Raw genomic sequence first — 23,328 nt, forward strand, 5'->3', positions numbered from 1 at the left:
AAGGAAGCCGAGGGCGCTTCGACGCAGCGCAGTACATTCAGTCCCCCAGCGCCAGCTCCACAAGATCAGCCCTTGCCAGCCTCGTCCGTTCGCTCGGCATTGGTGGTACTGCGCGATCCCTTGAGATGAAGTTCGATGTCCGAGGCGTTCGTACCCACGGCGCGGATGGATTCTTCGACCTGCTCGTGCGTGGCGTCGAGCTTGCGGGCCAGTTGCTCGATGTCCGAAGCGCTCTTCGCATCGATGGACTGGGATGGCGGATTCGTGGATGGCATGGCGTCTCCTGTGGAAAAAAATGGATGGAAAAGTCCTGCAGAGCAGCCTTCTAGGTCTGCCCCTGTCCGTCGCCCGTGCGGTCATGGACCCACCGCATGGCTTGCTGCTGGCCGTGCCGCAGGGCCTCTTCGGCGGTCGCGTAAGGATCGGCGTCCTGCGGCAGCCGCGTGGCCTGGTCGGGCTGCGTCATCCAGTCCACCGCGACCTGGTATTGCCCGCGCGGGTCGGGCTCGAGCACCAGCCGGAACGCGTGGCCCCTGTAGACAAAAGCATGTTCGTTGATCATTCGGATCTCCAGGTAGTTGACCGGCGACGGATCGAGCACCACGGTGGACACCAGGTTCGGGCCATCGCCAACGGCAGCTGCGCCACTGCGCTCGCAACATAAAAAGAGCCCGATGAGAGCACCGTGCGGAAGGAAGAAGCTGCGTGCATGAGGAGGCCTCGGAAAGCCCCGGAAGTGATCGCCTCGACAAGCTAGGAGGCGGGCGGGCCCGGCGACGCGCGGGGTTCGCCCGAGCGGGCGTAGGACGCTCAGCCGGTGGTCATCGATCCAACCGGCAAGAAACCATGCTCAGTCGGAAGACCCGGGCAGCTTGATTCCGCGCATCAGCTGCTTCATCGACTCCCCAATCTCTTCGCTGCGCGGCCGCGGCGGACGCCCGTTCGCGACAAGGCGCTCGATCAACAGAAGCAGGGGATCGATTTCGAAGGGCTTGACGAGAAACGCGTCGTAGCCACGAAAGACTTTGCGCACCACCTCTTCGTCCGTGGCGCTCATGATCACGAAGGGTATGCGGCAGAGCGCGGGGTTGCGGCGCACGGCTTCGCCGAGTTCACCGCCGTTCATGATCGGCATCATGAAGTCCGAGAGAATCAAGGCGGGGACCTCGCCCGAGAGAAGCTCCAGCGCTGCCTTGCCATTGGAGGCGGAAGCAACGCGGTAGCCTTCCGATTCCAGCAGGAGCCGGAGAATCTGAGCGTTACCGTATTCGTCCTCGACAACCAGGATGAGTTTCATCGGGACGGACTTTCGATCAGACGCTCGGCTGCCCGCCGGCATCGAGCAGGTTCAGGTTGACATCCAGTGTCGCTGTCGAGGCCTGGCTGCCGCGAACCTTGGAAATCGACAGGATTCGCGCGCCATGCCTGTCGCGCGGGAGAAACTCGAACGCGTTGTCGAACCAGCCGACCACGCCTTCCGCCAGCGGCGAGGCGGCCGCGGCCGAAAGGGCGGCGGGATCCACGGTGAACAGCGATGTCACGCCTCGAGACTTGAGCTCCCCGAGCAGGCGCCCCAGGAAGCGATAGCCCCGTTCGGAGAAAGCCAGGGTGTCGGCCATGCCAGCCAGACCGTCCACGACCAATCGGCGGACCTTCAACTCGTCGACCAGTCGCAGCAGCTTGTGCCCCATCTCATCCATGGATTCGTCTTCGTGACCGAGCGGTTGAACGGTGAGCGCACCGGAATCAGCGGCTTGCGCGACGGCCAGGCCCAACTCCTGCCCCATGCGCTTCAAGTCCCCCACCAATTCCGTGCACGGCAGAAGAAGACCGGGCGCGTCGTCAGTTGCTGCTGCAGCAAACGCGAGCGCCAGAGTGGTCTTGCCGGCACCACTCTGACCGATGACCACCGAAGCGCTGCCGGAAAGAACCCCGCCGGCCCGTAGGACTGCATCGAGCGCCGGTATTCCGGACGAGAGGGTTTCCGGCCCCAGGGTTCCAGGCGATGCCGTGACAGGGAGACTTTCCAGGCGCGGAAAAAATTGAAGGCCGCTCGAAGAAATGCAGAAGGTATGCCGGCCGCGGATGACCTGGCTGCCGCGAAACTTCCGCACCTGCATGCGGCGCTCGGCGCGCCAGTGGAAACCGTAGTCCTCAAAGGAAAAAATGCCATCGACCATCGTCTGCTCGGCACTCAGGGCATTCCCGTTGCCGCTCGTCAGCACGAGGCATGTGCACGACATCGCGCTCACGAGGCTTTGGAGTTCATGCACGAACTGCCTCACCGAGTCGTCCGACATGGAGACCGGCCCGCCCACTACGAGACCGTCGATGACCAGCAAGCCGGCGCGGTGGCGAACCAGCTCGCCTTGCAGCAAGGCAACCACCGATTTCAGGCCGCCTTGCTCGAGCTCTCGATAGCCGCTGACATAGAAGACCTTGGCGTTGACCTCGCGCTGTTCGAAGAAAACTTGCCCTTCCATGTGCTGGAGCATTCTCGAATGCGATTCCGCGAGCATGGTGACGTAGAGCGTGCGGGTCTCGCGGCGAGCCAGCGTGTAGGCGATCTGATTCGCCAGCGTCGTCTTGCCCACGCCCGGTGGCCCCTCGAAGATGTAGACGCCTCCTTCGAACAAGCCGCCGTTGAGGATGCTGTCGAAGCCGTCGACATGGGTGGGCAGTCTTTTCATTCTGGGGACATACGGAGAGTGAGGAGATGGCGCTCGAGTTCACCTCTGCGCCGCCGCATATTGTGCAACGCTTCGCCAGCGAGGCGGCGTCCCGGCCGGAACCGCACGCGCCGAAACTCCCTTGCCGCTGAAAGCGCGGCCCGCCTACGTGCCGCGGCGACGAAAGAACGGAGGGTTCCCGCTTTCTTGTCGAAACCGCCCCAGGAGATACACATGGCCGAGGATGCCCAAGGCACGGGAGACGAACGTTCAGGGATGCGCAATGGGCTCGCCGCGAATCGCTTGCGGCACATTTCCGTGCACGTGATCGAGCCCGCCCCGGGCCGTTACTTCTGGGTGCTGCTCGAGCAGGGCACCGAGGGGGCGGCCTGGGTCGACATGCTCGAGAGCCAGAAGCCATGCAAGCACTGGAACCATGCATTGACCGATGGCATGGCCGCGCTGATCGACCTGGCGGGCGACGTGCGCGAAGGGCCGCGAGCAGTAAATACGCATGAAAATCCTTCCGCCAGCGGGATGGACGTGTCGTTGCGCAACTGGTAGCGCGCAGCAGCACCACGCGCTGTCAGCGTCAGCTCAAGCGGGCCCGGCCTTCTCTTCACCCGCGGCGTCGCCGATCTTCGACAATCGCCTCGCGCGCGGCCGCCGCGGCGACCTGTCATCGAAATGCTCCGGCTGCTGGCGTCGGGCGCGCGCGAGGGCCGAAAAGCCTTCCGCCGTCACCTCCGACACGCATGCGCGCGCGATGTAGACCTCCCCCGAAAGTTCGCGGATCGGAGGGTCGAAGCTTGCCTTGAGCAGCTTGGCCGCGTGCAGCCCGAGCAGCCGCTCGACGTCATCCCTAGAGGTGCACTCAGCGGGGAGCTGCTGCTGTTCGAAGAACGCCAGCAGCTTCATGCTGGCCAGCACGCGCAGCTCGCGTTCGCTCAATGCCTTCCTACGCACTCGACGGACCTTCGCTTTCGGGCTTCGAGGCGGCCAGTTGCTCGCGCGCCAGCAACGAGGCCGCGTGCAGACGCTCCGCCGTCAAGGCCGCGGCATCCGCCGTCATCGTCACGGCCACGCCATTGGGTCCATCGAGAATCACCACGCCATCCTCCGCGGTGGCGTGGCCGGCATCTTCGCGCAGCCCGGGCACGGTGCGGCGATCGGTCATGCGGAACTCCCGGTTCGTGCAACCGCGCGTGCCGCGGTCTGCTGGTTCAGGTAGAGGTATTGGGGGTCGAACCGCGCTCTCTCGACCAGGCTCTTCAAGTCCAGGATCTGCACGCTTGCGCCGCGGACATTGCACAGCCCGGCTTCTCGCAGTTCGCGCAGCACGCGATTGACGTGGACATTCGTGAGGCTGCAGACCTCGCCGATATCGGCCTGCGTCATCGGCAGCGAGAAGGCATGCCCGTCGGATGCGCCGATCGCCAGCAGGCGGGCGTGCGTCTCGCAAAGGAAGTGCGACACGCGCTGCAGCGCGTTGAGGCTCGACAAGCGGTAGATCCACTGCCGGTGCATCGCCGCGTCCAGCAGCGTGAGGAACCACAGCCGCCTCGCGAGGCCGGGCTCCGCTGCCTGCATCTCTTCCAGCGCGGCATGCCGAAAGACTGCGACGGTAACGTCGGTCAATGCGGCGACATCGTGGTCGAGCTCCTTCAGCGCATAGGCGTGCAGGTCGACGAAGTCTCCCGGCACATGCAGCGCGACGGGATGGCGCCTGCCATCGGGTGCGTCGACATGGCGTGTCATGAATCCCTCGACGAGCAGCGTGCTGATGTCGACTGGCACGCCCTGGCGAACGACCACACTGCCGGCCGCGTAGGTCTGTGTATGGGAGATGGCACCTTCGAGCAGGTTGCGCTCGGCATCTGAGATTTCTGCAGCGCGGTTGCGAAGTACGTCATCGGTCAGCATGGAGGATTCCTTGAGTCGGATGGTGCACCGCATCGCGGCGTGCTGCATTAACCTGGATCAAGTTTGCAGCTGCGCGAGCGCTATGCGACGAATATGGGTCAAAGAGGGCTTTGTCCTACGCACGGGATCCCCGCCCGTCCTCAGAGTCGCGCTCCTCCCACGACCCATCTCCATGCGAGGCCTCATGTCCAAGAAAAAAACCACTTCTTCCGTAGCCACCCTGGATGCGGCGCGTGCGGCGGCACGCAACACTGACAGCGGTCCCGCAGCACCGGCACCCGCGGCCGCTGGTAGCAACGACCTTCCGGCGCAGAAGATGATCGATGCGCAGGCCCTGGCCGCCGCCATGCCCGGCAATCCGAACAAGGCGCTCGAGCATGGCATCGCGAACGCGCAGTCCGCGCCCGTGGGCGCGACCGCCACACCGGCATCGCGCCTGGCCACCGGCAGCACGCTCTCGGAGGCCAATGCCTCGGCGAAGACGGGAACCGCAGCCCCTGAGGGCGTGAACGCGACCATCGATTCGCTGGACCGCGTGCGAGTGGACTCTTCGGGCCAGATGCTCACCACCAACCAGGGCGTACCGATCGCCGACAACCAGAACTCCCTGAAGGCCGGCGCGCGCGGGCCGGCGCTGCTCGAGGACTTCATCCTGCGCGAGAAGCTCACGCACTTCGACCACGAGCGCATCCCCGAGCGCATCGTGCATGCGCGTGGCTCGGGCGCGCACGGTTTCTTCGAAGCCTACGAGCCGCTGACGAAGTACACCAAGGCCGCGCCCTTCAAGGAGGCCGGAAAGATCACGCCGGTGTTTGTCCGCTTCTCGACCGTCGCGGGCGAACGCGGCTCCAAGGACACGGCGCGCGACGTGCGCGGCTTCGCCGTCAAGTTCTACACCGACGAAGGCAACTGGGACCTGGTCGGCAACAACATGCCGGTGTTCTTCATCCAGGACGCGATCAAGTTCCCCGACCTCGTCCACGCGGTGAAGCCCGAGCCCCATCACCAGATGCCGCAGGCCGCGAGCGCGCACGACACCTTCTGGGACTTCGTCTCGCTGATGCCCGAGTCGACCCACATGCTGATGTGGCAGATGTCGGACCGCGCGATCCCGCGCAGCTACCGGATGATGCAGGGCTTCGGCGTCCACACCTTCCGCCTCGTCAACGACGCGGGCGAGTCCTTCCTCGTCAAGTTCCATTGGCAGCCCAAGCTCGGCACCCACTCGCTGGTGTGGGAGGAGGCGGTGAAGATTTCGGGCGCCGACCCGGACTTCCATCGCCGCGACCTGTGGGAGGCAATCGAGGCCGGCGAGTACCCGGAGTGGGAACTGGGCTTGCAGATCTTCACGGAGGAACAGGCCGAGCAGTTCAGCTTCGACATCCTCGACGCGACCAAGCTGATCCCCGAAGAGCTGGTGCCGGTGCAGATCGTCGGGCGCATGGTGCTCAACCGCAACCCCGACAACTTCTTCGCAGAGACCGAGCAAGTGGCTTTCTGCACCGCGCACATCGTGCCCGGCCTGGACTTCACCAACGACCCGCTGCTGGCGGGCCGGATCCACTCCTACGTGGACACGCAGATCAGCCGCCTGGGCGGGCCGAACTTCCACGAATTGCCGATCAATGCCCCGGTCGCGCAGGTGCACAACAACCAGCGCGACGGCATGCACCGCCAGGCCATCCACCGCGGCCGCGTCGCCTACGAGCCCAACTCGCTCGCTGGCGGCTGCCCGTTCCAGGCCGGCGCCGCGCAGGGTTTTACGAGCGTCGCCAGGCGCCTCGATGCGAAGGAGAACGCGGACAAGGTGCGCATCAAGCCCGAGAAGTTCGCCGACCATTACACCCAGGCGCGGCTCTTCTTCGAGAGCCAGTCGGAGGTCGAGAAAGCGCACATCGGCAATGCCTTCCGCTTCGAGTTGTCCAAGGTGACGGTGCCCGCGATCCGCGAACGCGTGGTCGCGAGCCTCGCGAATGCATCGCCCGAACTGGCGGCGCGGCTTGCGCAGGACCTGGGCATGGCACTGCCCGCGCCTCTGCCCAAGGCACTCGAGAACCCGCTCCGGCCCGAAGTCGAGGTCTCGCCGCCGCTGTCCCTGCTGGCCCGGCCGGGCGATGGCGGCATCCGCACGCGCAAGGTAGCGATCCTGATCGCGCATGGCGTGGAAGGAACGTCGCTCGCGAAGCTCATCAGTGCGCTGGTCGAGGCTGGCGCGGTGCCGCGCCTCGTCGCCGCCAGACTCGGGACCTACAGCGGTGCCGCGGGCGAAAGCTTCGAAGCGGACGCCACGATGGAGAACTCGCCGGGCTTCCTGTTCGACGCGCTTGTCCTGCCCGATGGCGCCGCGGCGGTGGAGGCGCTCGACGCCGATGCCCACACGCTGGAGTTCCTGCGCGCGCAGTACTGGCACTGCAAGACGATCCTGGCCTTCGGCGCCTCGGAAGCCCTGCTGGCCGAAGCGCAGATCCCGCTGGCGCTGCCCGATGGCTCGCCGGATGCGGGGCTGGTGCTCGCGGATGCTTCCGATGCCGATGCGGCGATCGCGGCATTCATCGCGGCCATGCCGTTGCGCCATTTCGATCGAGAGAACGATCCGCCGAAGAACTGATGCGCTCCTCTCGCGTCGCGCTGGCGCGCCAGCTCCTTGTGGCCTCCTTCCAGGCCTTCTGAGGCAGAACCATGATCGGAATCGTCATCCCCGCGCACGACGAAGAGTCGGTGATCGAGCCTTGCATGGCGCACGCACTGGCCTGTGCCAGCGATCCGCTGCTCGGAGGAGAGCGCGTGGAGATCATGGTGGTCGCGGATCGCTGCAGCGATGCGACGGCCGCGATCGCCGCGCGTTCGGGCGCGAACGTTCTGGCTATCGACGCGCGCAACGTGGGGTGGGCACGCGCGGCCGGTGCCAACGCGCTGCTCGCGCTCGGCGCACGCTGGCTCGCCTTCACCGATGCCGACACCCTGGTCGCCGAGGACTGGTTGTCGCAGCAGCTCGCGCTCGACGCCGATGCGGTGTGCGGCACGGTCGCGGTGGACGACTGGACGCCTCATGGCGAGAACGCTCTTTTTCTGTCACGGCACTTCGCCACGAGCTACCGCGATGCCGATGGGCACCGCCATGTGCACGGAGCGAACCTCGGCGTGGCGGCGCATGCCTATCTGCGTGCCGGAGGCTTTCAGGAGCTAGCCTGCAGCGAGGACGTGGCCCTGGTCACCGAACTGGAGCGCACCGGCTCGAAGATCTGCTGGAGCGCGCGGCCGCGCGTTCGCACGAGCGCGAGAAAGGTGGGGCGTGCTCCGGGAGGTTTCGCCGATGCGCTGCTGAACGCGGTGGCCTCGCAATTCCTCGGCAAGCCGGCGGCCGCCTGATGGCCACCGACGCCCAGGAGGTGGGAACATGCCGTTTAAGAGGGCGCGTCCTTCGTCCTTGTGCCTGGCACAGTACTGCGCAACGGCTCAAAGGGCTCTCGCGGGCAGTCTTGCCACTCCGGCGCTATCAGCGCAATCACGCCCTCGGCAAAAGCCACCACGTCTTCGGTCAACAGTGAGCCGGAAACAGGCACGCCCACACGCTTGGCTGGCGCCTTCAATTGAGCGCGCCGCAACTCGGCATTGTTCGGGACAGGATGGCTCGATGCGCTCGCATTGGTGCCGCCCGTAGGCGGCTTCGCGGATTCTCCGCTCCCGATGGGATTGGGCCGTCTTCTTTGCGAGCAATCTCGTAGAAACAGGCGCACCCGCCTGGGCTTCGAACCATCGCTTGCGACCAAGAGCAAGGGCTTGCGCCCGCGCATGCGGAACCTTTGAAGCCAGTGGCGACGCACGCGTGCATGCGCGTTACGCCTACCGTGGCGGGAGCATCGGCGATCACTACTTCGGCAGGCACACCGACTCCGCATGCGGCGGGCGCAACACCGAATCCCTTCCCTTGGCACAGAGGAACAGCAATGACCGATCCACGCGACGCGGGCCCCCGGCCTCCCTTCTCCACCTCCCAGCAACAACCGCCCGGCCTCGAGTCCGAGATGTCGCCGCGCCCCGATTTCGGCGAACACTCGTACGTGGGCGCCGGCAAGCTCCTCGGCAAGGCGGCCCTTATCACGGGCGGCGACAGCGGCATCGGCCGCGCAGTCGCGCTGGCCTTCGCCCGCGAAGGCGCGGACGTGGTGATCTCCTACCTGGCCGAGGAAGAGTCCGATGCCCAGGTCACCCGCGGCCTCGTCGAGGGTGCCGGTCGCCGCTGTGTGCTCGCACCCGGCGATATCCGCGAGGAGGCGCAGTGCCAGGCCCTCGTGGCCAGCACGCTCGAGCACTTCGGCCGCATCGACGTGTTGGTGAACAACGCCGCCTTCCAGATGTCGCACAAGTCGCTCGAGGACATCAGCGCCGGAGAGTTCGATCGCACCTTCCGCACCAACGTTTACGCGAACTTCTATCTCTGCAAGGCCGCGGTTCCCTATATGAAGCCCGGCAGCTCGATCATCAGCACCGCCTCGGTCAACGCCGACAAGCCCAACGCCACCCTCGTGGCCTATGCCGCGACCAAGGGCGCGATTCAGAACCTGTCGGGCGGCATGGCGCAGCTGCTCGCCGACAAGGGCATTCGCGTGAACTGCGTGGCGCCCGGCCCCTTCTGGACACCCCTGATCCCCTCAACCTTGCCGGAAGACAACGTCAAGGAGTTTGGCACGCAGACGCCCATGAAGCGCCCGGGCCAGCCGCGCGAGTTGCAGGCCGTCTATGTGTTGCTGGCCTCCGACGAGGGCAGCTACATCTCGGGCGCGACGATTCCCGTGACCGGTGGCGTGCCGTTCCTTTGAATCGGTCCCAGACGTTTACCTTTTCTCCGGCGCCGCTCGTTCCTGTGCCTTGCGGAAGGCACTCCGGGCAGGATCGAGAGGTCGCCCTCCACTTAGGGACCACGCGTGTTTGCGGTCACATGAGGCTCTTCAGCCACGCGTTGGTTGACGGCTGATGGCGCGCTTCATGAGCCTCAAGCGCGAGGGGCAAACCCAAGCGTCCGGTTTTGACAGTTGCCACCTCCTGCAGGCGGCAGTCCCGAGTGCTACTTGGCGAGAAAGTCTTCTGCCGACTTGCCGGCGTCCAAAGCGGCCTTGAACCAAGCCGGGCGCGGACCGCGGCCACTCCACACATTGCCGTTCGGATCACGATACTTCGGTGCCGATGCACCCCCCTTGCCAGAGGACTTGCGACCCGCTTTACCCGATAAGGCCTTCGGTGTGCGACCGCGCTTGGCGCCCCCCGCGACGCCGAGTTCCGCAGCGGTGAAGCCGTACACGGCGATGGCTTCTTTGATCCGCGCGAGCACCTCATTGGACTCCTGTTTGCGCAACTGATCGGCTTCTTGCTGAAGCTGTTCGATTTGCTTTTGAATCTCGAGGAAAGTCTTTTTTGCCATTGCTTGGTGGTTCATTTAATTTTGAGGTATCGATTTTTATCATAGATATCGACGCTCTCAAAAAAGTGAGGCTTGCCATTTTCTTGAAATACATCGAAAGAATCCAAATCTGCACACATCGGGTTGTTTCCGAGAAACGGACTGTCAAGCGATCAAGGAAGAGCCATCCACCTAACCTGATCTCAGCCTGATTGAACTTATCCCTTGCGCGGTCATCGCCAGATCTGATGATCTTCGAACTTTTCCGACGCAACCAACGTAATCCTCAATTCAAGAGCTTGAAAGAGGTGCTGGCACCAGGGATGAGCCACCGTGATCCAAAAAGACTGACCACGGCTGGCGTTCCGGGTCGTGCACGTTCGCGTGAGAGCAACGCGATGCCACATCAACCGTTGCCTGCCGCGCACAGCGTCACTCGCAAGTCTCACCGGTTTCGTTGCTCATTCATTCCATCGGACTGTTCTCCAACTCGATGGCATTTTTCTGATCGAGGCGGCCTCGGCGCACATGCGCAGGGGGTTCTGGCTGCAGTCCGCCTACCGAAAATCCCGGCTTTCGGTTGCTTTCGCTAGCCTTCCCAACAAAGGCGTCAGGTCCTCCAGCCGAGAGGCGATGAGATTCTTGACCTCTCCTTCGCGCTGCCAGATTCCGTGCACCGCCATCAGTTTGGAGGCCAGGAGTTCGCTTCGCTGCAACTCCCTCAAGCCTTTCCACACGATCACCTGCACGACGCCCGTTTCATCCTCCAAGGAAACAAAGATTGTTCCCTTGGCTGTGTCGGGCTGCTGCCGCAACGTCACGATGCCGCAATGGCTGACCTGCGCTCCGTTGCCCACGGTATCCAGTTCTTCCGCGGTCATCATTCCTCGATGCGCCAAGCGCTCCCGTAGCAAGGACAAAGGATGCCTGCGCAGCGTCAAGCCTATCGACGCATAGTCAAACATGATTTCCTCGCCTTCTGGCGCAGGAGCGAGCTCGAGCAAGTCCTCGTCGATAGGCGCCTCGCGCAGAATTCCGGGCCCCGCTAGCAGCCCGGCCGCGTCCCACACCTGCTGCCGCCGATGTCCCGAAAGACTCATCAACGCATCCGCGGCAGCCAACCGCTTCATTTCATGACGCTCCAGCCCTGCGCGCAGCGCGAGGTCCTCGGCGCTGTCGAAAGGACATTGCGCGCGAGCATCGACAACACGCTGCGCCGAAGCAGTCTGAAAGCCGGTAATCATCCGCAGTCCCAGGCGCACCGCCGGTTCATGCACCAGGTCCTCGAGCGTGCAGTCGATATCGCTGTGCATGACATCGACCGCTCGTACTTCCACGCCATGGCGGCGCGCATCCTGCACGAGTTGCGAAGGGGAGTAGAAGCCCAGTGGCTGCGAGTTGAGCATCGCCGCCAGGAACTCAGCCGGGTGGTGGCACTTGATCCAGCAACTCGTGTAGACCAAGAGGGCGAACGAAGCGGCATGGCTCTCGGGAAAGCCGTATTCGCTGAAACCCTTGATCTGCTCGAAGATGGCGCGCGCGAAGCCCTCGTCGTAGCCACGCGCCTTCATGCCTTCGACGATTCTCGTGTGATAGTGCTCCAGGCCACCCTTGCGGCGCCACGCTGCCATCGCGCGACGCAAACCGTCGGCTTCCCCAGGGGTGAAGCCTGCTGCCAGGATCGAGATCTGCATCACCTGCTCCTGGAACACAGGAACGCCCAGCGTGCGACCCAGTGCTTCGCGCAGCGCCTCGCTCGGGTAGACCACGGGCTCTTTGCCCTGGCGCCGGTTGAGGTACGGATGCACCATGCCTCCTTGAATCGGCCCCGGCCGAACGATGGCCACCTCGATCACCAGATCGTAGAAGCATCGAGGTCTGAGTCTGGGCAGCATGCTCATCTGTGCGCGACTCTCAATCTGGAAAACGCCCACCGTGTCTGCCTTGCAGATCATGTCGTACGTGGCAGGGTCTTCGGCAGGGACGTCCTGCACGCTGAACACGCAGCCCTTGCGCTGCCCGATGAAGTCCAGCGCCTTGCGTATCGCAGTCATCATGCCCAGCGCCAGACAGTCGACCTTGAGCAGGCCGAGCGAATCCAGGTCATCCTTGTCCCATTCGATCACGGTGCGATCTGGCATCGCGGCGTTCTCGATCGGCACCATGCGGCACAGCGGTCCCTTGGTGAGCACGAAGCCGCCGGTGTGCTGGCTCAGGTGCCGAGGAAAACCAATGAGCTCGCCCGTCAGATGCATTAGTTGCTGAACCTGCAACGAATCCAGCGCGAGGCCGCTTTCCGGCAACCGCTCGGGGTGAACCTGGGCGCCATCCCACCATTGATGCCCCTTGGCCAGCGCGTCCACTGTCTCCAGTGACATCCCCAGCGCCTTGCCGACATCGCGAATGGCGCTCTTGGGACGGTAGCTGATCACCACCCCCGTGAGCGCTGCGCGATCACGTCCATATTTCCGATACAGGTACTGCAGCACCTCCTCCCTGCGCTCATGCTCGAAATCGACATCGATGTCGGGCGGCTCATTGCGCTCTTTGGAGATGAATCGCTCGAACAGCACGCTCATGCGGCCCGGATCGACTTCCGTGACACCCGTGCAGTAGCAGACCACGCTGTTGGCGGCGCTGCCGCGGCCCTGGCACAAGATGTGCCGAGACCGTGCGAAGGCCACGATGTCGGCCACCGTGAGGAAGTAGTGTTCGTAGCCCAGGTCTGCAATCAGCGCAAGCTCGTGCTCGATCTGCGTGTGCATCGCGGCCGGAATGCCGTCCGGCCAGCGGCGGCCCGCCCCTTCATAGGTAATTCGGCGCAGGTAGCTGGCGGGTGTTTCCCCTGCGGGCACCACCTCGTCAGGGTACTGGTAACGCAACTCGTCCAGGCTGAAGCTGCATCGCTGGGCGACCTCGAGCGTGCGCGCGAGCAGCTCTACGCTGTAGGTCTGGGCGAGGCGCAAACGGGTTCGCAAGTGCCGCTCGGCATTGGGCTGCAGGTCGAGCCCGCATTCGGTCAATGGCTTGCCCAGCCGCGTGGCGGTCATCACGTCCTGGAGCGGTTTGCGAGAGCGAACATGAAAATGCACATCGCCGGCAGCCACCAGCGGAATCGCCGTGTCCCGGCCGACGCGCTCCAATCGGTGCAGCCACATCTCGTCGTCCAGCAATCGCAGCTTCTCCACCGCGAACCAGCAACGTCCTGTGAACTCGGCCAGCAGCCAGCGCCCGATCCATTCGAGCTGGACGGCAGTCGCCATGCGCTGTGGCGAAGCCAAGACGACACAGCCGTCCAGCTCGCTCCCCCTGATGTCCTGCAGATCAAGGCGATAGCTTCCCTTCGCGCAAGCACGGCGCAGTTTGGTGATGAACTGCGACAGGTTGCCATAACCTTCCAGATGGCACGCGAGCACGGTGAGCGTGAAGGAAACCGCGTCGGGATGCGCCCCCTCCGTGTCCACTCGGAACTGGCTTCCGATCAGCAGCTTCATATCGTGCTCCTTGGCGGCAACATGGGCGCGAACCACGCCCGCCAGGCTGCACTCGTCCGTGATCGCCAAGGCCGAGTAGCCAAGCTTCTTCGCGCGCTCGACCAGTTCCTCTGGGCGGCTTGCCCCACGAAGAAAGCTGAAGTTGCTCAAGCACTTCAGCTCGGCATACAGGGGCAGTTGCATTTAGAGCCCTCAAGCGAAGGTGCCATGGAGAAACCAGGCGATCTCTTCCCGGGCCAGGCGCATCTGAAAAATCCATAGCACACCGGCATGCTCGCTCACGGCCACCCAGTAGTCGCGTGCGACATGGCGAGTGGTCTCCGGCGGCGGAACGGCGGAAAACGCTCCCTCGTTGTTGCCGGCCTCGACACCTGTTGTGCGATCCCACCAGCCGCCCTCCACGCGATGGGGGCCCGCCAGCAGTTGAAGCACACCCTGGTAGATCGGCCGGTTGTCCTGAACGGCAAGACGCAGCGGCTTGGCGAGCATGAAGCTCGGCTGCGGCACGTCAAGCGGCCTGCACCCGATGCGAGGCGCGCGTTCGGGCGCCGGTCGCCAACGACACATCCATTCCATCCGGTGGTCCTCGACGAGGACCGGGCGCAACACGCGGTCCGGGCCCAGGCGTGCTGCGATGCGCTCGAGGACGAGCGCCAGGCTCTCACCCGACTGCTTCGTCTCGGGCAGCATGGAGAAGCTTTTTTCCTCCAACGGGTGCACCTCGTTGGCCACTAGCTCCAGATCGCCCACTGGCGCCAGCAGTTCGACCTTGACCAAGTGCTCAGCCAGAAGCCGCATCAGGTGTTCGGTGTCGCGCGTGGCATGGGCCGTTCGCACAGTCATTTCGCCGCCATCACCTGCCGCCTTCGAGCGCATGGCGTCATGGCACCAGCGCAAGGTGAAGGCAGTCACGCCTGAGCGCCGTGCCAGAAGCCACCCCGCCATCTGCAGCATCAGTCGACGAGCACCGAAAATCATCGCCGGCGCATGCTCCACACGCGCCATCAGCTCGAGCTTCGCATGGAAAGTTTCCGACAGCTGGGTCCACGCATGACCGTCAGGGCGCAAGCCGTACGCCTGATCCAGGGCTCCAAGCAACTGCGCGTCAAAGCGCCGGCTCAGGCCACCGCGCGGTAGGGCGCGGACCTGTCCCAAGGTCTGGCAACCCAGGCGTGCCAGTGTGGCTTGGTGCACGGCGACCTGCGTGAGTGTCTCCAGCGGCAATGCATCCAACAGTTGCGCCAAGGGCTTCGCAAAGCCATTGGACAGGCCCGCTCGCGCGAGTGCGAGCGCGGCCAAGCTTGTGGGAGCCCATGCGAGGTGTCGCACGCCAAGATCGACGCACTCTTCGCGCACCCGCTCCACCAACCGGCGCTTGCCGCCAAACAGTCGCAAACTTTGCTCGAGTTCCATCACGATGCCGGGACACGACAAAAGCGCTTCGAGGACGGCAACACGCGGGGTGAACTGCAGGCACCAGGTCGCCAGACCGTCGAGCGCTTCAGTGCGCGGCTTCGGATCGTCCGGCAGGTTGTCCGGGAGCAATGCTGCCCACAGCATGAGGGAACTCTCTGGAATGACGCGCCGCGATCAGACGGCTCGGGTGTTGCAGGCGCGGCGTGAGGATGTCCGCCAGACCACCGGGGATCGATGGCAGACGCAGCTCCGTATCGTGCGCGGGCCCCTTGCGCTTGAGCAGTTGCACTCGCAGTTCCCAATCGATGCCGAATCGCGCTTGCAGGCGCAGCGGCGCGGCCGACGCCTCGTGCGCGGCCGCAGCCGGTCGAAAGAGGATGATCGGCGCATCGCAGCTCTGCGCGCCAACCTGCAGGCGACGAATCTGCTCCTGACGAGCCTGCGGCACCCATCCCAGCACCATGCCCGCTGCGTTGGCCCTGAGCAGCTGTTCGATCGCCCACAGCCGCTCCACGGGCTTGTCCGCGTGAATCCAGACCAGATGACGCTCGTCGAGTCCCAGATGAACAAGCCCTGGGATATGCGGAGCCTTGGGAGGCCCCACCACCACGATCTGCTTGCCTTGCAAGACCAGCGCACGCACGGCGGGCGCGAAGAGTCGCCATTCGAGAACCGTCGCCTGCACCTGCAGAACTTCGGTCAGCGAACCGCAAGGCCACCCACCACCGGGCAGTTCTGCGTCCAGGGCCTCGAAGCCACTGCTGACGATGCGGGTCACGGGGCTACCCAGGGCATCCCCCCGCCAGATCGCGGATTCCACCGCGGGCGGAAGGAGCAGCGGACGGCCTTTCGGGTCGCGCGGTGCATGGGAAGCGAAAGGGGTGGGGGACGCGTCGTCGCCACCCACCCACGACAGGGAGGCGACCATGTGGACTCCGATGCTGTATGGAAATACAGTATCCTTGAGCCTCCAGCCGTTTAGCAAGAAGGTTTACAAATTTGGCGGGTTTTTGAGGTGCGAACGCAGCACCCCTGGAGTTTCTGTGCGTTGCATCAGGCCCCAGAGGCGTACTGCCACAACGCAACGCCTAGCGAACATCAGGAGCAAGTCTTCGAGTGACGCGACGGCACGTGGGAGGTACAAGGGGAGCGCGACTGGCGGCCGAACTGGGGCGGAATGTCGCGCCCGCAGCCTTCGTTCAACTTCCAGGCGCCGGACCAAGAAAAGCCTGCTGACACATGACTGGCAACGCGACAACGATCGCAGCCACGACTTCAAGGTGGGAATGCCGGAATGCTCCGGCGGGCATGTCACAACAAGTCGATGTCGGCCGTCTTACAAGCGAAGGCTGGTGATGTTGCCAGTCTTCACACAAAAGGAAAGAAAGATCATGCAACGCGCAAATTGGTTTCAAGTCTCGCCCGAAGGTGCGAAGGCCATTGGGGGCCTTCATCACTTCGTCACCAAGGACACTGACCTTCCGGCTCAGCTCATCGACTTGGTTTTTCTCCGGGTCTCCCAGATCAATGGCTGCGCCCATTGCATCGACATCCACACACGCGATTTGATCAAGTCGGGTATGTCGGTCGACAAGGCTGTGCTGGTCCCGGTGTGGCACGAAGCGGCCTACCTGTTTTCGGATCAAGAGCGCGCAGCCCTCGCGTGGGCCGAAGAAGTGACCCTGGTCAGTGAAACGCATGCGTCCGATGAAGCTTATGCAGCCGCAGCGGCCGTCTTCAGCGAGAAGGAACTGGTCGACCTTACCCTCACGATCGCAACCATGAACGCCATCAACCGCCTCGGCGTCAGTTTCCGTCTAAAACCCCGTGCGAAAGTCGAATAACGGCCAGCCCTTGCCATCACACGACTGCAGGCAAGCGAACCAGAGTGGCGGCAAGACGCGCCAGCTTTTCTGGGTTGCGCTGCACATGGATCTTTTGGATCTGCTGGTCGCCGATCTCAAAGGACTGCGCCGATTCCAATTGCCCGTCGATGTAGCGCAATAGGCCCCATCGACCATTGAGCTTCACCAGTTGGACCTGCATCGCCCCGCCATAACGGCGGTGTGATGCAAAGTACATCAAAGCGATGCGACGTGCGCCCAGAAGAGGCGTACCAAAGCTCGGGACCAAGCCACCGCCGTCACTGAACAGCTTAGCGTGTTCGCCAAGAAGAGCTTGCAGCCCCGCGAAGTCGCCACGTGAAATCGCATGAGCGAAGTCCCGCAGCACCTGGTGTTGGTGCTCGTTGCGTACGGGCAATGCCGGCGGGCGCGGATCTTTTGCGCGAGCTTTCTCCAGTTCGCGCCGTGCACGGTGCACGATCTGTCGCGCTGCCGCTTCTGTTTTCCCTAAGATTTGAGCTACTTGGTCATAGTCAACATCGAAGACCTCGCGCAGAAGAAATGCGGCGCGGGCCTCTGGTGAGAGATGGTCAAGAAGAATCAGAAATGCTACAGAAACGTCGTCGGCCAGCGAGTAGATTTCCTCCGGATTGGTGTGGTCATCCTCAAGCAGCGGTTCGGGCAACCAATAGCCTGGATAGGTCTCGCGCCTTAGCTTCGCCGCGCGCAGCCGGTCGATTGCCATCCGAGTCGTCATCTTCACGAGCCAAGCCTCGGCATTGAGCACCTTGTTTTGGCTCTCCCTGCGGAATTCATGCCATCGCAGCCAGGCGTCTTGAACCAGATCTTCTGCCTCGTGCGCGGAAGCCAACATTCGATACCCGATGGAATAGAGACGATGCCGCACCTGTTCAAAAACGTCGGACAAATCCTGCCTACCAGTCAGAAGGTTCAAGAACTCATCAATCGTATCCCAGACATCTGCGAATGCGCTGCAGCGCTGGCCTACGGATCTGCATCTCGCACCCAGAACTGCTGCCCAATGGCTTGCGACCGCGTTTGGACTGCCTCAGAAAGCGGCCATTGCTGAGCGCTTGGACGCTCACTCACCGAGCATAAGTGAGCCAATCTGAACAGGATGGCAACGGCTGTAGCGCATGGGACGGGATCTCAACCGAGCCCCCAGAACCGCACGCCGTTTGTCGAGTTGATCCAAGAATTACACCCCAACCCCACTGCATGAGCTCGCTGCCAAGGCAGCGCGGCGGTTTTAGGGCACGTGTCTGGCCACACCGGCAATAATTGGACCACTGACCGTCATCCGTCCTGTCTGCAGGTCACGCAAAGGGTAAAAAACTTCTCCAGTGTTTGATTTGCCAAGCACGCCCGCCGTGCTCTCAGTCACGTACACGCCTGGCAGTTCTGTGTTCAGGCTGACACGGACTCGGCAAGACATGTGTGGAATCCAGAGCTGCAGTTGCTAACCGTCTGGGACATACAGAGCATCCGCTTCAACGGAGGGAAAGTTTTCGCCATCCTCGATGTTGACAATGATTTTTGACCCGCTTATGTACTGGAGCTGGCTCGCCGTGATGTACCAGTAGGCTTGACCATTGAAGCGAATTCAACGGTGCCTCTGAGCGGCTTGATGCTGGCAATTCCACATGGAAAACCATCAGAGGCCGCCGCTCCTGACGCAAAGAGGGCGGTGAGCATGCACAGAGTCTGATCCTCATGCCGGCACCTCTCATGCCTCCAGATCGAACTTCAACTGGAGTTCGCGGATGGCACGAGCGATGTCATTGCGATGCGTACCTCGATCGCTCATGACGCGGACGGTCCAGTTCGGGTACCCCTCGCCGGCCTCCATCCAGATCACGCCGCCTCTGTAGACGTCCGTGTCTTCGCCTCGAAGACCTGGGATTCGACTGATTCTCTCCAGTAGCAGCTCTTGCAGCTGCTCAGCAGTTCGGGTGGCTTTCGGCATTCTGGGCATCACGGAGAGCTCGTTCAGGCCGCGAGCTTGGGGTGGGAGCACATTTTGAACCACTACCATTTCCGATAAGTGCCAGAGCGATACGCTATCAACACTTAGCTCGAACCGCGCGGTACCTCGCCCAGCAGCGTCGTTGGCGCGAGCGCTTCCGCGCACGCCTTCGAGGGTTCGACCGCAAAGTCCTTGTCCGTCGACAGTGAATCGATAGAGTTCAACTGAACTATCGAACGTTGTCGTCGCGCAATGACTTCCAACTGTCGCCCCAGCATGATCCGAACCCGCGTGTCATCGGAAACTCGGGCACGCTTTTCCGCGCTGGCAGCACTTCATGGCCTCTGCGAGTCACACCTGCTCGCACGGATGGTGAACGAGGTTCTCAAAAGTTCGAACTCAGACGAACAGGCCCACCCCGAAAAGGATGCAACGCCTGCACTCGAGGCGGACGATTCAACCCTGCCTCGCGTCGCACTTCGCCTTCGGCCGGGTGACCGCGCCTTGGCGACGCTGCGTGCCGAAGCATGCGGCATGAAGCTCAGCAGCTACTTGGTCCTGCTGGTGCGCAACCATGTACGCCGCTCGGCGGTGCCACCCCCTTGCGAACTGACACAGCTCAAGGTCCTCTGCGCGCACCTGGCCGCGCTAAGACGGCAACTCGAGTCGTTCGGCACGCCGAACACGCCGGTCGGAGTGCCCACGGCAGTGGGCGAGTTGCTTGAGGAGGCCCGAAGCCAGGTGGAAACAGCGCGCGAAGAAGTGGCGGCCGTTGTTCGCAGAAACCTGATTTGCTGGGAAACCGGCGCGCCGGACTGAAATGCCTGCGAGAAACGCGCAAGCCAGTCGGCAGGGCGCCGCACCGTTCGGGACCACACCCGACATGTCGCTGGACATCGTGAGCTATGGTCGCAAGGGGCCAGGCGGCGTCTTGCGCTTCAGTTCCGACGAGATCGCGCAGATCCGGCGCACGGTCGATCGTGCACCAGAGGTGATGGTGAAAGTGACCGGCGGCGGACGCGACGCCTCCAGCGTTCAGGTCCATTTGGACTACATCGGCCGGCAGGGAAAACTCCCCCTCGAAGACGATGAAGGACGCACCCATCAAGGAAGAGACGCCGCTCGCGAACTCGCAAGCGACTGGCAGTTGGAGCTCTGCAAAGGTCAGTACAAGTCCAAGCCGCGCAAAGGTCAAACGGACAGCCGTCCCAAGGTCGCTCACAACATCGTGCTATCGATGCCGCAAGGTACGCCGTCGGACAAGCTGCTGACGACCGTGCGCGCATTCGCACGCACGAACTTCGGGCAGCGCCACCGATACGCGATGACCTTGCATGTCGACCAGGCGCATCCGCACGTCCATCTGGTCGTCAAAAGCGAGCAGGAGTACGAGCCAACAAAGCGGCTGTGCATCTACAAAGCCACGCTCAGGCAGTGGCGTGAGCAGTTCGCGGCACTCTTGCGCGAGGAAGGCGTGACGGCGAACGCGACCGCCAGGCAGGTGCGTGGACAGATTCGCACCCCCTACAGTACGGCAGTCCATCACCGCCTGCAGGCGCTCCAGGCGGCCGCTCGGTTACCACCGGGAGAGAAAAGCCAGCATCAGGCGCCAAAGACTTCCACCTTCATGCAAGCCAAGATCGAAAAAGTGCTTCGTCTCCTCGGCACCCAGGAGCACGTCATCGATCAAGGTCTCGAGGCGATGCAACGCACGCGACAAGGAGTACTCCATGATTGGCGCGCCACGGCTCAGCAGCTGCGCCGGCAGGGCGAGGCCGAACTGGCAGTGCAGGTCGATCGCTTTGTCGCGAGCATGCCTGCAGTGCAGACCGACGCCAGATGGCTCGCAGAACGTTGGAAGACGCAGGCCGAGCGCCGCCCGGACCCGACGGCTCTGGCCCATGACAAAGGACCCCGGACGCGATGAAACCCAACTTCGGCACTTTGACGCCTCCTTCGGGCTCAACACCATGCACGGGGAGACAGCGATTCTCGAGGCTTGCCGAACCAGCAAGATGCGAAGTCCGGGCTAGTGAACTGCGCCGTGAACTCGACCGGGCGAGCGAAGCAGGAATTCCTTGAGGTTGGCGGAGTTCGTCTTCTCGAAGAGACGGGACTTGTAAGTCAGCACGGTGGTGGGCGAGAGGTTCAGCGCGCGGGCGACCTCCTTGGCCGTGTGGCCGCGCCAAAGAAGTTCGGCGACCTGCCGTTCACGCACGGAGAGTGACGCCATGTCGATGGTCACCGCGGAAATCGACGGCGGCGGTTGCGTGGCGAACTCGTCATGGCGCTGTGCCAGGGCGATCAACGAAGGGCTACAGTAGCGCAGCAGCGCCGTGGTTCTGCTCGACACCGCGCGCGAGAAGTACAGGTTGATGTAGCAAGTCCGCTCGCCCCAGGTACCGAACAACGAGATCTTGCTTGCGAAGCCAGGCTTCTCGAACAACTGCTGACGGTACTCGCGATCTCGAATGCTCTCGGGCGAGACAGATACCAGTTGCACGTCCGAGACAGGATCGCGTATGGACTCGCACACGCGCTGGTAGTTGGGATCGCGCTGATAGAGCCGATTCACATAGACGTCCGTGGTCCATTCGATCATCGACTGATCGAGCAGGCTCGCGCAACGCGCATAGCCGATGCGGCCCGTGCGGTCGTAGCGCAGGTGGGACATGTGATCCACACCCACCACCTCGTGGAGCCCGCGCAGCAAGGTCGCGTGAAACATCGGCCGCCCCAGGTCGAGGATCGCCTGGGGTGCCCAGACATCCCGCATCGGGGCCAAGGTGGCCAGTTCGTTCGTCTCCATCTTTCTGATTCTCCTGCCGCGGCGACGGGCCTCGTCCCTTGTCGATGTCCTCACTCGACAGGACAGACCGAAAAGGGGCCGGCTCCTAAATTCGTGCCGGTCACCTTGAGCGGCACGAACCGCAGTCCTTGAATGTTAGAACTTCCCGTCTATTCCTACAAACGCCCCGGCGAGCTCGACCGCCCCCAAGACACGCCGCACCCTGTCATCGTGGTGGGTGGCGGACTCAGCGGCCTCAGTGCGGCGCTCGACCTGGCGCGACGCGGCATCCGCGTCGTGGTCCTGGACGATGACAACACCGTGGGCGTGCGTGGGTTGGCCTCGCGCGGCATGGTCTGGGCCCAGCGCACGCTGGACATCTTCGAGCGCCTGGGCATCGCGCACGAAGTCGTCGCCAAGGGCGTGCGCTGGAACCTCGGTCGGGTCCTGTGCCGCGATGCCGCCGTCACCTCGTTCAGCCTGCAGGCGCAACCCGACATGCGTCACAACGGATTCGCGAATCTGCAGCAGTACTACGTCGAGAAGTTTCTCGTCGAAGCCCTGCAACGCGAGCCGCTGGCCGAGTTGCGCTGGTTGAACGAGGTCGTCGCCGTCCGTCCGACCGAGGACCACGTCGCGCTCGACGTGACGACGCCCGAGGGGGCCTACACCACCCGTGCGCAATGGATTCTGGCCTGCGATGGCGCCAACAGCCGGGTGCGCACAGCCCTGGGAATCGCGCCCCGGCTTCACGACCGCACCGAAGACCGCTGGATCATCATCGATGTCATCCTGCGCACGGGTGAATGGCCCGAGGAGCGCTGGACCTGGCTGGATGCGAGCGCCAACGATGGACGCGCGGTCTGGCGACACAAGATGGCGGACGATACCTGGCGCCTCGACTTCCAGTTGGCACCGGATGAAGACACCGCGATCGCGACAACGGAGTCAGCGATGCGCGAGCGGGTCGCCAGGCTCGTGGGACCGGACGTTGCGTTCGACATCGCCTGGTCAGGCGCCTGGGGCTATCGCCACGAGTGCCTGGACGATCTGCGCACGGGACGGGTCCTCTTCGTGGGCGACGCCGCCCACCTGGTGGCGCCTTTTGGCGCACGTGGCGGCAATGGCGGCATTCAGGATGCCGACAACCTCGGCTGGAAACTGGCGCTGCATCTGCAAGGGCTCGCTGGCGAGGCCGTGCTGGACAGCTACGGCCACGAGCGCAAGCACGCGGCGCAGGAGAACATTCGCCAGGCACGCCGGTCTTCGCGCTTCGTCTACCCGGGGGCGCACAGCTCGGCCGCGCTGTGGCGCGACGCCATCATCGCGCTGGCGCCGGACCACGATTGGGCGGCCCGCATGATCAACACCGGACGCCTTTGCACGCCCGCCATCTACCCCGCGTCAGCGCTCGCAGCCGGCAGGCATGCGCAGACCGGCGCGGCGCTTCCGAATGTGGTGCTCTCCAGCGAAGACGTTGGCGCGTCGCGGCCGCGCACAACGCTGCACCAGGTTCTCGGCCCTTGGTTCACCGCACTGGTGCTCTCGGACGAGCTGCCCTCGCATCGCGCAGCGCATCCGCTGTTGCACTGGGTCGCCGTCGGACGGTACTGCGACGGGGCAGGCCGCGCGGCGCTGGCCCGTCAGTTGGGCCCGCACGCCGCAACCGGTGCGGTGTGGCTCATTCGACCCGATCAGCACGTCATGGCCGTGCTGGCGATCGACGAGACCGATGCCATGGAGAGACTTCCCGCTCTGCTGCAGACAGCGCTGGATGCAACCCCTATCGCCTGTGAGGAGGCTTGAGAC

Annotated in this window: 22 protein-coding genes; 8 read left to right on the forward strand and 14 right to left on the reverse strand. The window is 63.6% G+C overall.

Features of this window, described 5'->3' with window-relative positions; translation table 11 throughout:
• Positions 1-65 precede the first annotated feature (65 nt).
• The 4 genes from ACEN9J_RS37525 to ACEN9J_RS37540 form a co-directional block, all read right to left on the reverse strand.
• A complete protein-coding gene (locus ACEN9J_RS37525) occupies positions 66-275 on the reverse strand; it encodes a DUF3606 domain-containing protein (RefSeq protein WP_413764920.1) in 210 nt (69 codons plus the stop codon).
• 50 nt (positions 276-325) lie between these two features.
• Positions 326-613 (reverse strand): hypothetical protein, encoded by a 288-nt coding sequence (locus ACEN9J_RS37530; protein WP_413764921.1) that lies wholly within the window; start codon positions 611-613, stop codon positions 326-328.
• Positions 614-850: 237 nt separating this feature from the next.
• On the reverse strand, positions 851-1,297 hold the full coding sequence (locus tag ACEN9J_RS37535) for a response regulator (protein ID WP_413764922.1): 447 nt from the start codon (positions 1,295-1,297) through the stop codon (positions 851-853).
• A gap of 16 nt (positions 1,298-1,313) precedes the next feature.
• Positions 1,314-2,690, reverse strand: coding sequence for an RAD55 family ATPase (locus ACEN9J_RS37540; RefSeq protein WP_057591461.1), 1,377 nt, complete (start codon positions 2,688-2,690; stop codon positions 1,314-1,316).
• A gap of 213 nt (positions 2,691-2,903) precedes the next feature.
• On the opposite strand from ACEN9J_RS37540, the gene ACEN9J_RS37545 reads away from it, so the two are divergent.
• A complete protein-coding gene (locus tag ACEN9J_RS37545; protein WP_413764923.1) occupies positions 2,904-3,233 on the forward strand; it encodes a hypothetical protein in 330 nt (109 codons plus the stop codon).
• Positions 3,234-3,266: 33 nt separating this feature from the next.
• Here the strand turns inward: ACEN9J_RS37545 and ACEN9J_RS37550 are convergent, their stop codons facing one another.
• From ACEN9J_RS37550 to ACEN9J_RS37560, 3 genes are read right to left on the reverse strand one after another with little or no spacing between them, the layout of a single operon-like run.
• Positions 3,267-3,620 (reverse strand): hypothetical protein, encoded by a 354-nt coding sequence (locus ACEN9J_RS37550; RefSeq protein ID WP_413764924.1) that lies wholly within the window; start codon positions 3,618-3,620, stop codon positions 3,267-3,269.
• A 7-nt stretch (positions 3,621-3,627) separates the two neighbouring features.
• The gene (locus ACEN9J_RS37555; protein WP_413764925.1) at positions 3,628-3,846 is read right to left on the reverse strand and encodes a hypothetical protein; all 219 of its coding nucleotides are present in this window, start codon (positions 3,844-3,846) and stop codon (positions 3,628-3,630) included.
• Complete coding sequence (locus tag ACEN9J_RS37560; protein ID WP_413764926.1) at positions 3,843-4,592, reverse strand: Crp/Fnr family transcriptional regulator; 750 nt, start codon at positions 4,590-4,592, stop codon at positions 3,843-3,845. The genes ACEN9J_RS37555 and ACEN9J_RS37560 overlap by 4 nt, the downstream gene beginning before the upstream one ends.
• Positions 4,593-4,776: 184 nt before the next feature.
• Here ACEN9J_RS37560 and ACEN9J_RS37565 point away from each other — a divergent pair, with 184 nt between their 5' ends.
• The 3 genes from ACEN9J_RS37565 to ACEN9J_RS37575 all read left to right on the forward strand — a co-directional run bounded on the left by ACEN9J_RS37565 (position 4,777) and on the right by ACEN9J_RS37575 (position 9,412).
• Complete coding sequence (locus ACEN9J_RS37565; protein WP_413765707.1) at positions 4,777-7,200, forward strand: catalase; 2,424 nt, start codon at positions 4,777-4,779, stop codon at positions 7,198-7,200.
• Between the two features lie 71 nt (positions 7,201-7,271).
• On the forward strand, positions 7,272-7,961 hold the full coding sequence (locus ACEN9J_RS37570) for a glycosyltransferase (RefSeq protein WP_261212683.1): 690 nt from the start codon (positions 7,272-7,274) through the stop codon (positions 7,959-7,961).
• A gap of 578 nt (positions 7,962-8,539) precedes the next feature.
• A complete protein-coding gene (locus ACEN9J_RS37575; RefSeq protein WP_261212684.1) occupies positions 8,540-9,412 on the forward strand; it encodes an SDR family oxidoreductase in 873 nt (290 codons plus the stop codon).
• Positions 9,413-9,657: 245 nt separating this feature from the next.
• On the opposite strand, the gene ACEN9J_RS37580 is transcribed toward ACEN9J_RS37575, so the two are convergent.
• The 4 genes from ACEN9J_RS37580 to imuA form a co-directional block, all read right to left on the reverse strand.
• The gene (locus ACEN9J_RS37580) at positions 9,658-10,026 is read right to left on the reverse strand and encodes an H-NS histone family protein (RefSeq protein WP_261212685.1); all 369 of its coding nucleotides are present in this window, start codon (positions 10,024-10,026) and stop codon (positions 9,658-9,660) included.
• A gap of 521 nt (positions 10,027-10,547) precedes the next feature.
• Positions 10,548-13,667: an error-prone DNA polymerase gene (locus ACEN9J_RS37585; protein WP_413764927.1), complete on the reverse strand. Its 3,120-nt coding sequence runs from the start codon at positions 13,665-13,667 to the stop codon at positions 10,548-10,550.
• 9 nt (positions 13,668-13,676) lie between these two features.
• A complete protein-coding gene (locus tag ACEN9J_RS37590; RefSeq protein ID WP_413764928.1) occupies positions 13,677-15,044 on the reverse strand; it encodes a Y-family DNA polymerase in 1,368 nt (455 codons plus the stop codon).
• Positions 14,986-15,828 carry a translesion DNA synthesis-associated protein ImuA gene (gene imuA / locus ACEN9J_RS37595; RefSeq protein WP_413764929.1) on the reverse strand — a complete coding sequence of 281 codons (843 nt, stop codon included), beginning with the start codon at positions 15,826-15,828 and terminating at the stop codon, positions 14,986-14,988. Before imuA ends, ACEN9J_RS37590 begins: the two co-directional genes overlap by 59 nt.
• Positions 15,829-16,291: 463 nt before the next feature.
• On the opposite strand from imuA, the gene ACEN9J_RS37600 reads away from it, so the two are divergent.
• Positions 16,292-16,744 (forward strand): carboxymuconolactone decarboxylase family protein, encoded by a 453-nt coding sequence (locus ACEN9J_RS37600; RefSeq protein WP_057591514.1) that lies wholly within the window; start codon positions 16,292-16,294, stop codon positions 16,742-16,744.
• 16 nt (positions 16,745-16,760) lie between these two features.
• On the opposite strand, the gene sigJ is transcribed toward ACEN9J_RS37600, so the two are convergent.
• The gene (gene sigJ, locus ACEN9J_RS37605) at positions 16,761-17,699 is read right to left on the reverse strand and encodes an RNA polymerase sigma factor SigJ (RefSeq protein ID WP_261212689.1); all 939 of its coding nucleotides are present in this window, start codon (positions 17,697-17,699) and stop codon (positions 16,761-16,763) included.
• A gap of 792 nt (positions 17,700-18,491) precedes the next feature.
• The gene (locus ACEN9J_RS37610; RefSeq protein ID WP_057591516.1) at positions 18,492-18,731 is read right to left on the reverse strand and encodes a hypothetical protein; all 240 of its coding nucleotides are present in this window, start codon (positions 18,729-18,731) and stop codon (positions 18,492-18,494) included.
• Positions 18,732-19,007: 276 nt separating this feature from the next.
• Between ACEN9J_RS37610 and ACEN9J_RS37615 the strand changes: the two genes are divergently transcribed.
• Together ACEN9J_RS37615 and ACEN9J_RS37620 are read left to right on the forward strand one after the other, a co-directional pair.
• On the forward strand, positions 19,008-19,550 hold the full coding sequence (locus ACEN9J_RS37615; protein ID WP_413764930.1) for a hypothetical protein: 543 nt from the start codon (positions 19,008-19,010) through the stop codon (positions 19,548-19,550).
• Between the two features lie 64 nt (positions 19,551-19,614).
• Positions 19,615-20,658 carry a relaxase/mobilization nuclease domain-containing protein gene (locus tag ACEN9J_RS37620; RefSeq protein WP_413764931.1) on the forward strand — a complete coding sequence of 348 codons (1,044 nt, stop codon included), beginning with the start codon at positions 19,615-19,617 and terminating at the stop codon, positions 20,656-20,658.
• Positions 20,659-20,760: 102 nt separating this feature from the next.
• On the opposite strand, the gene ACEN9J_RS37625 is transcribed toward ACEN9J_RS37620, so the two are convergent.
• Positions 20,761-21,540: a response regulator transcription factor gene (locus tag ACEN9J_RS37625; RefSeq protein WP_413764932.1), complete on the reverse strand. Its 780-nt coding sequence runs from the start codon at positions 21,538-21,540 to the stop codon at positions 20,761-20,763.
• Positions 21,541-21,672: 132 nt separating this feature from the next.
• Between ACEN9J_RS37625 and ACEN9J_RS37630 the strand changes: the two genes are divergently transcribed.
• Positions 21,673-23,325, forward strand: a complete 1,653-nt coding sequence (locus ACEN9J_RS37630) for an FAD-dependent oxidoreductase (RefSeq protein ID WP_261212695.1) — start codon at positions 21,673-21,675, stop codon at positions 23,323-23,325.
• Positions 23,326-23,328: the final 3 nt, after the last annotated feature.

Source organism: Variovorax sp. Varisp41, assembly GCF_047325085.1.
Taxonomy (GTDB): domain Bacteria; phylum Pseudomonadota; class Gammaproteobacteria; order Burkholderiales; family Burkholderiaceae_C; genus Variovorax.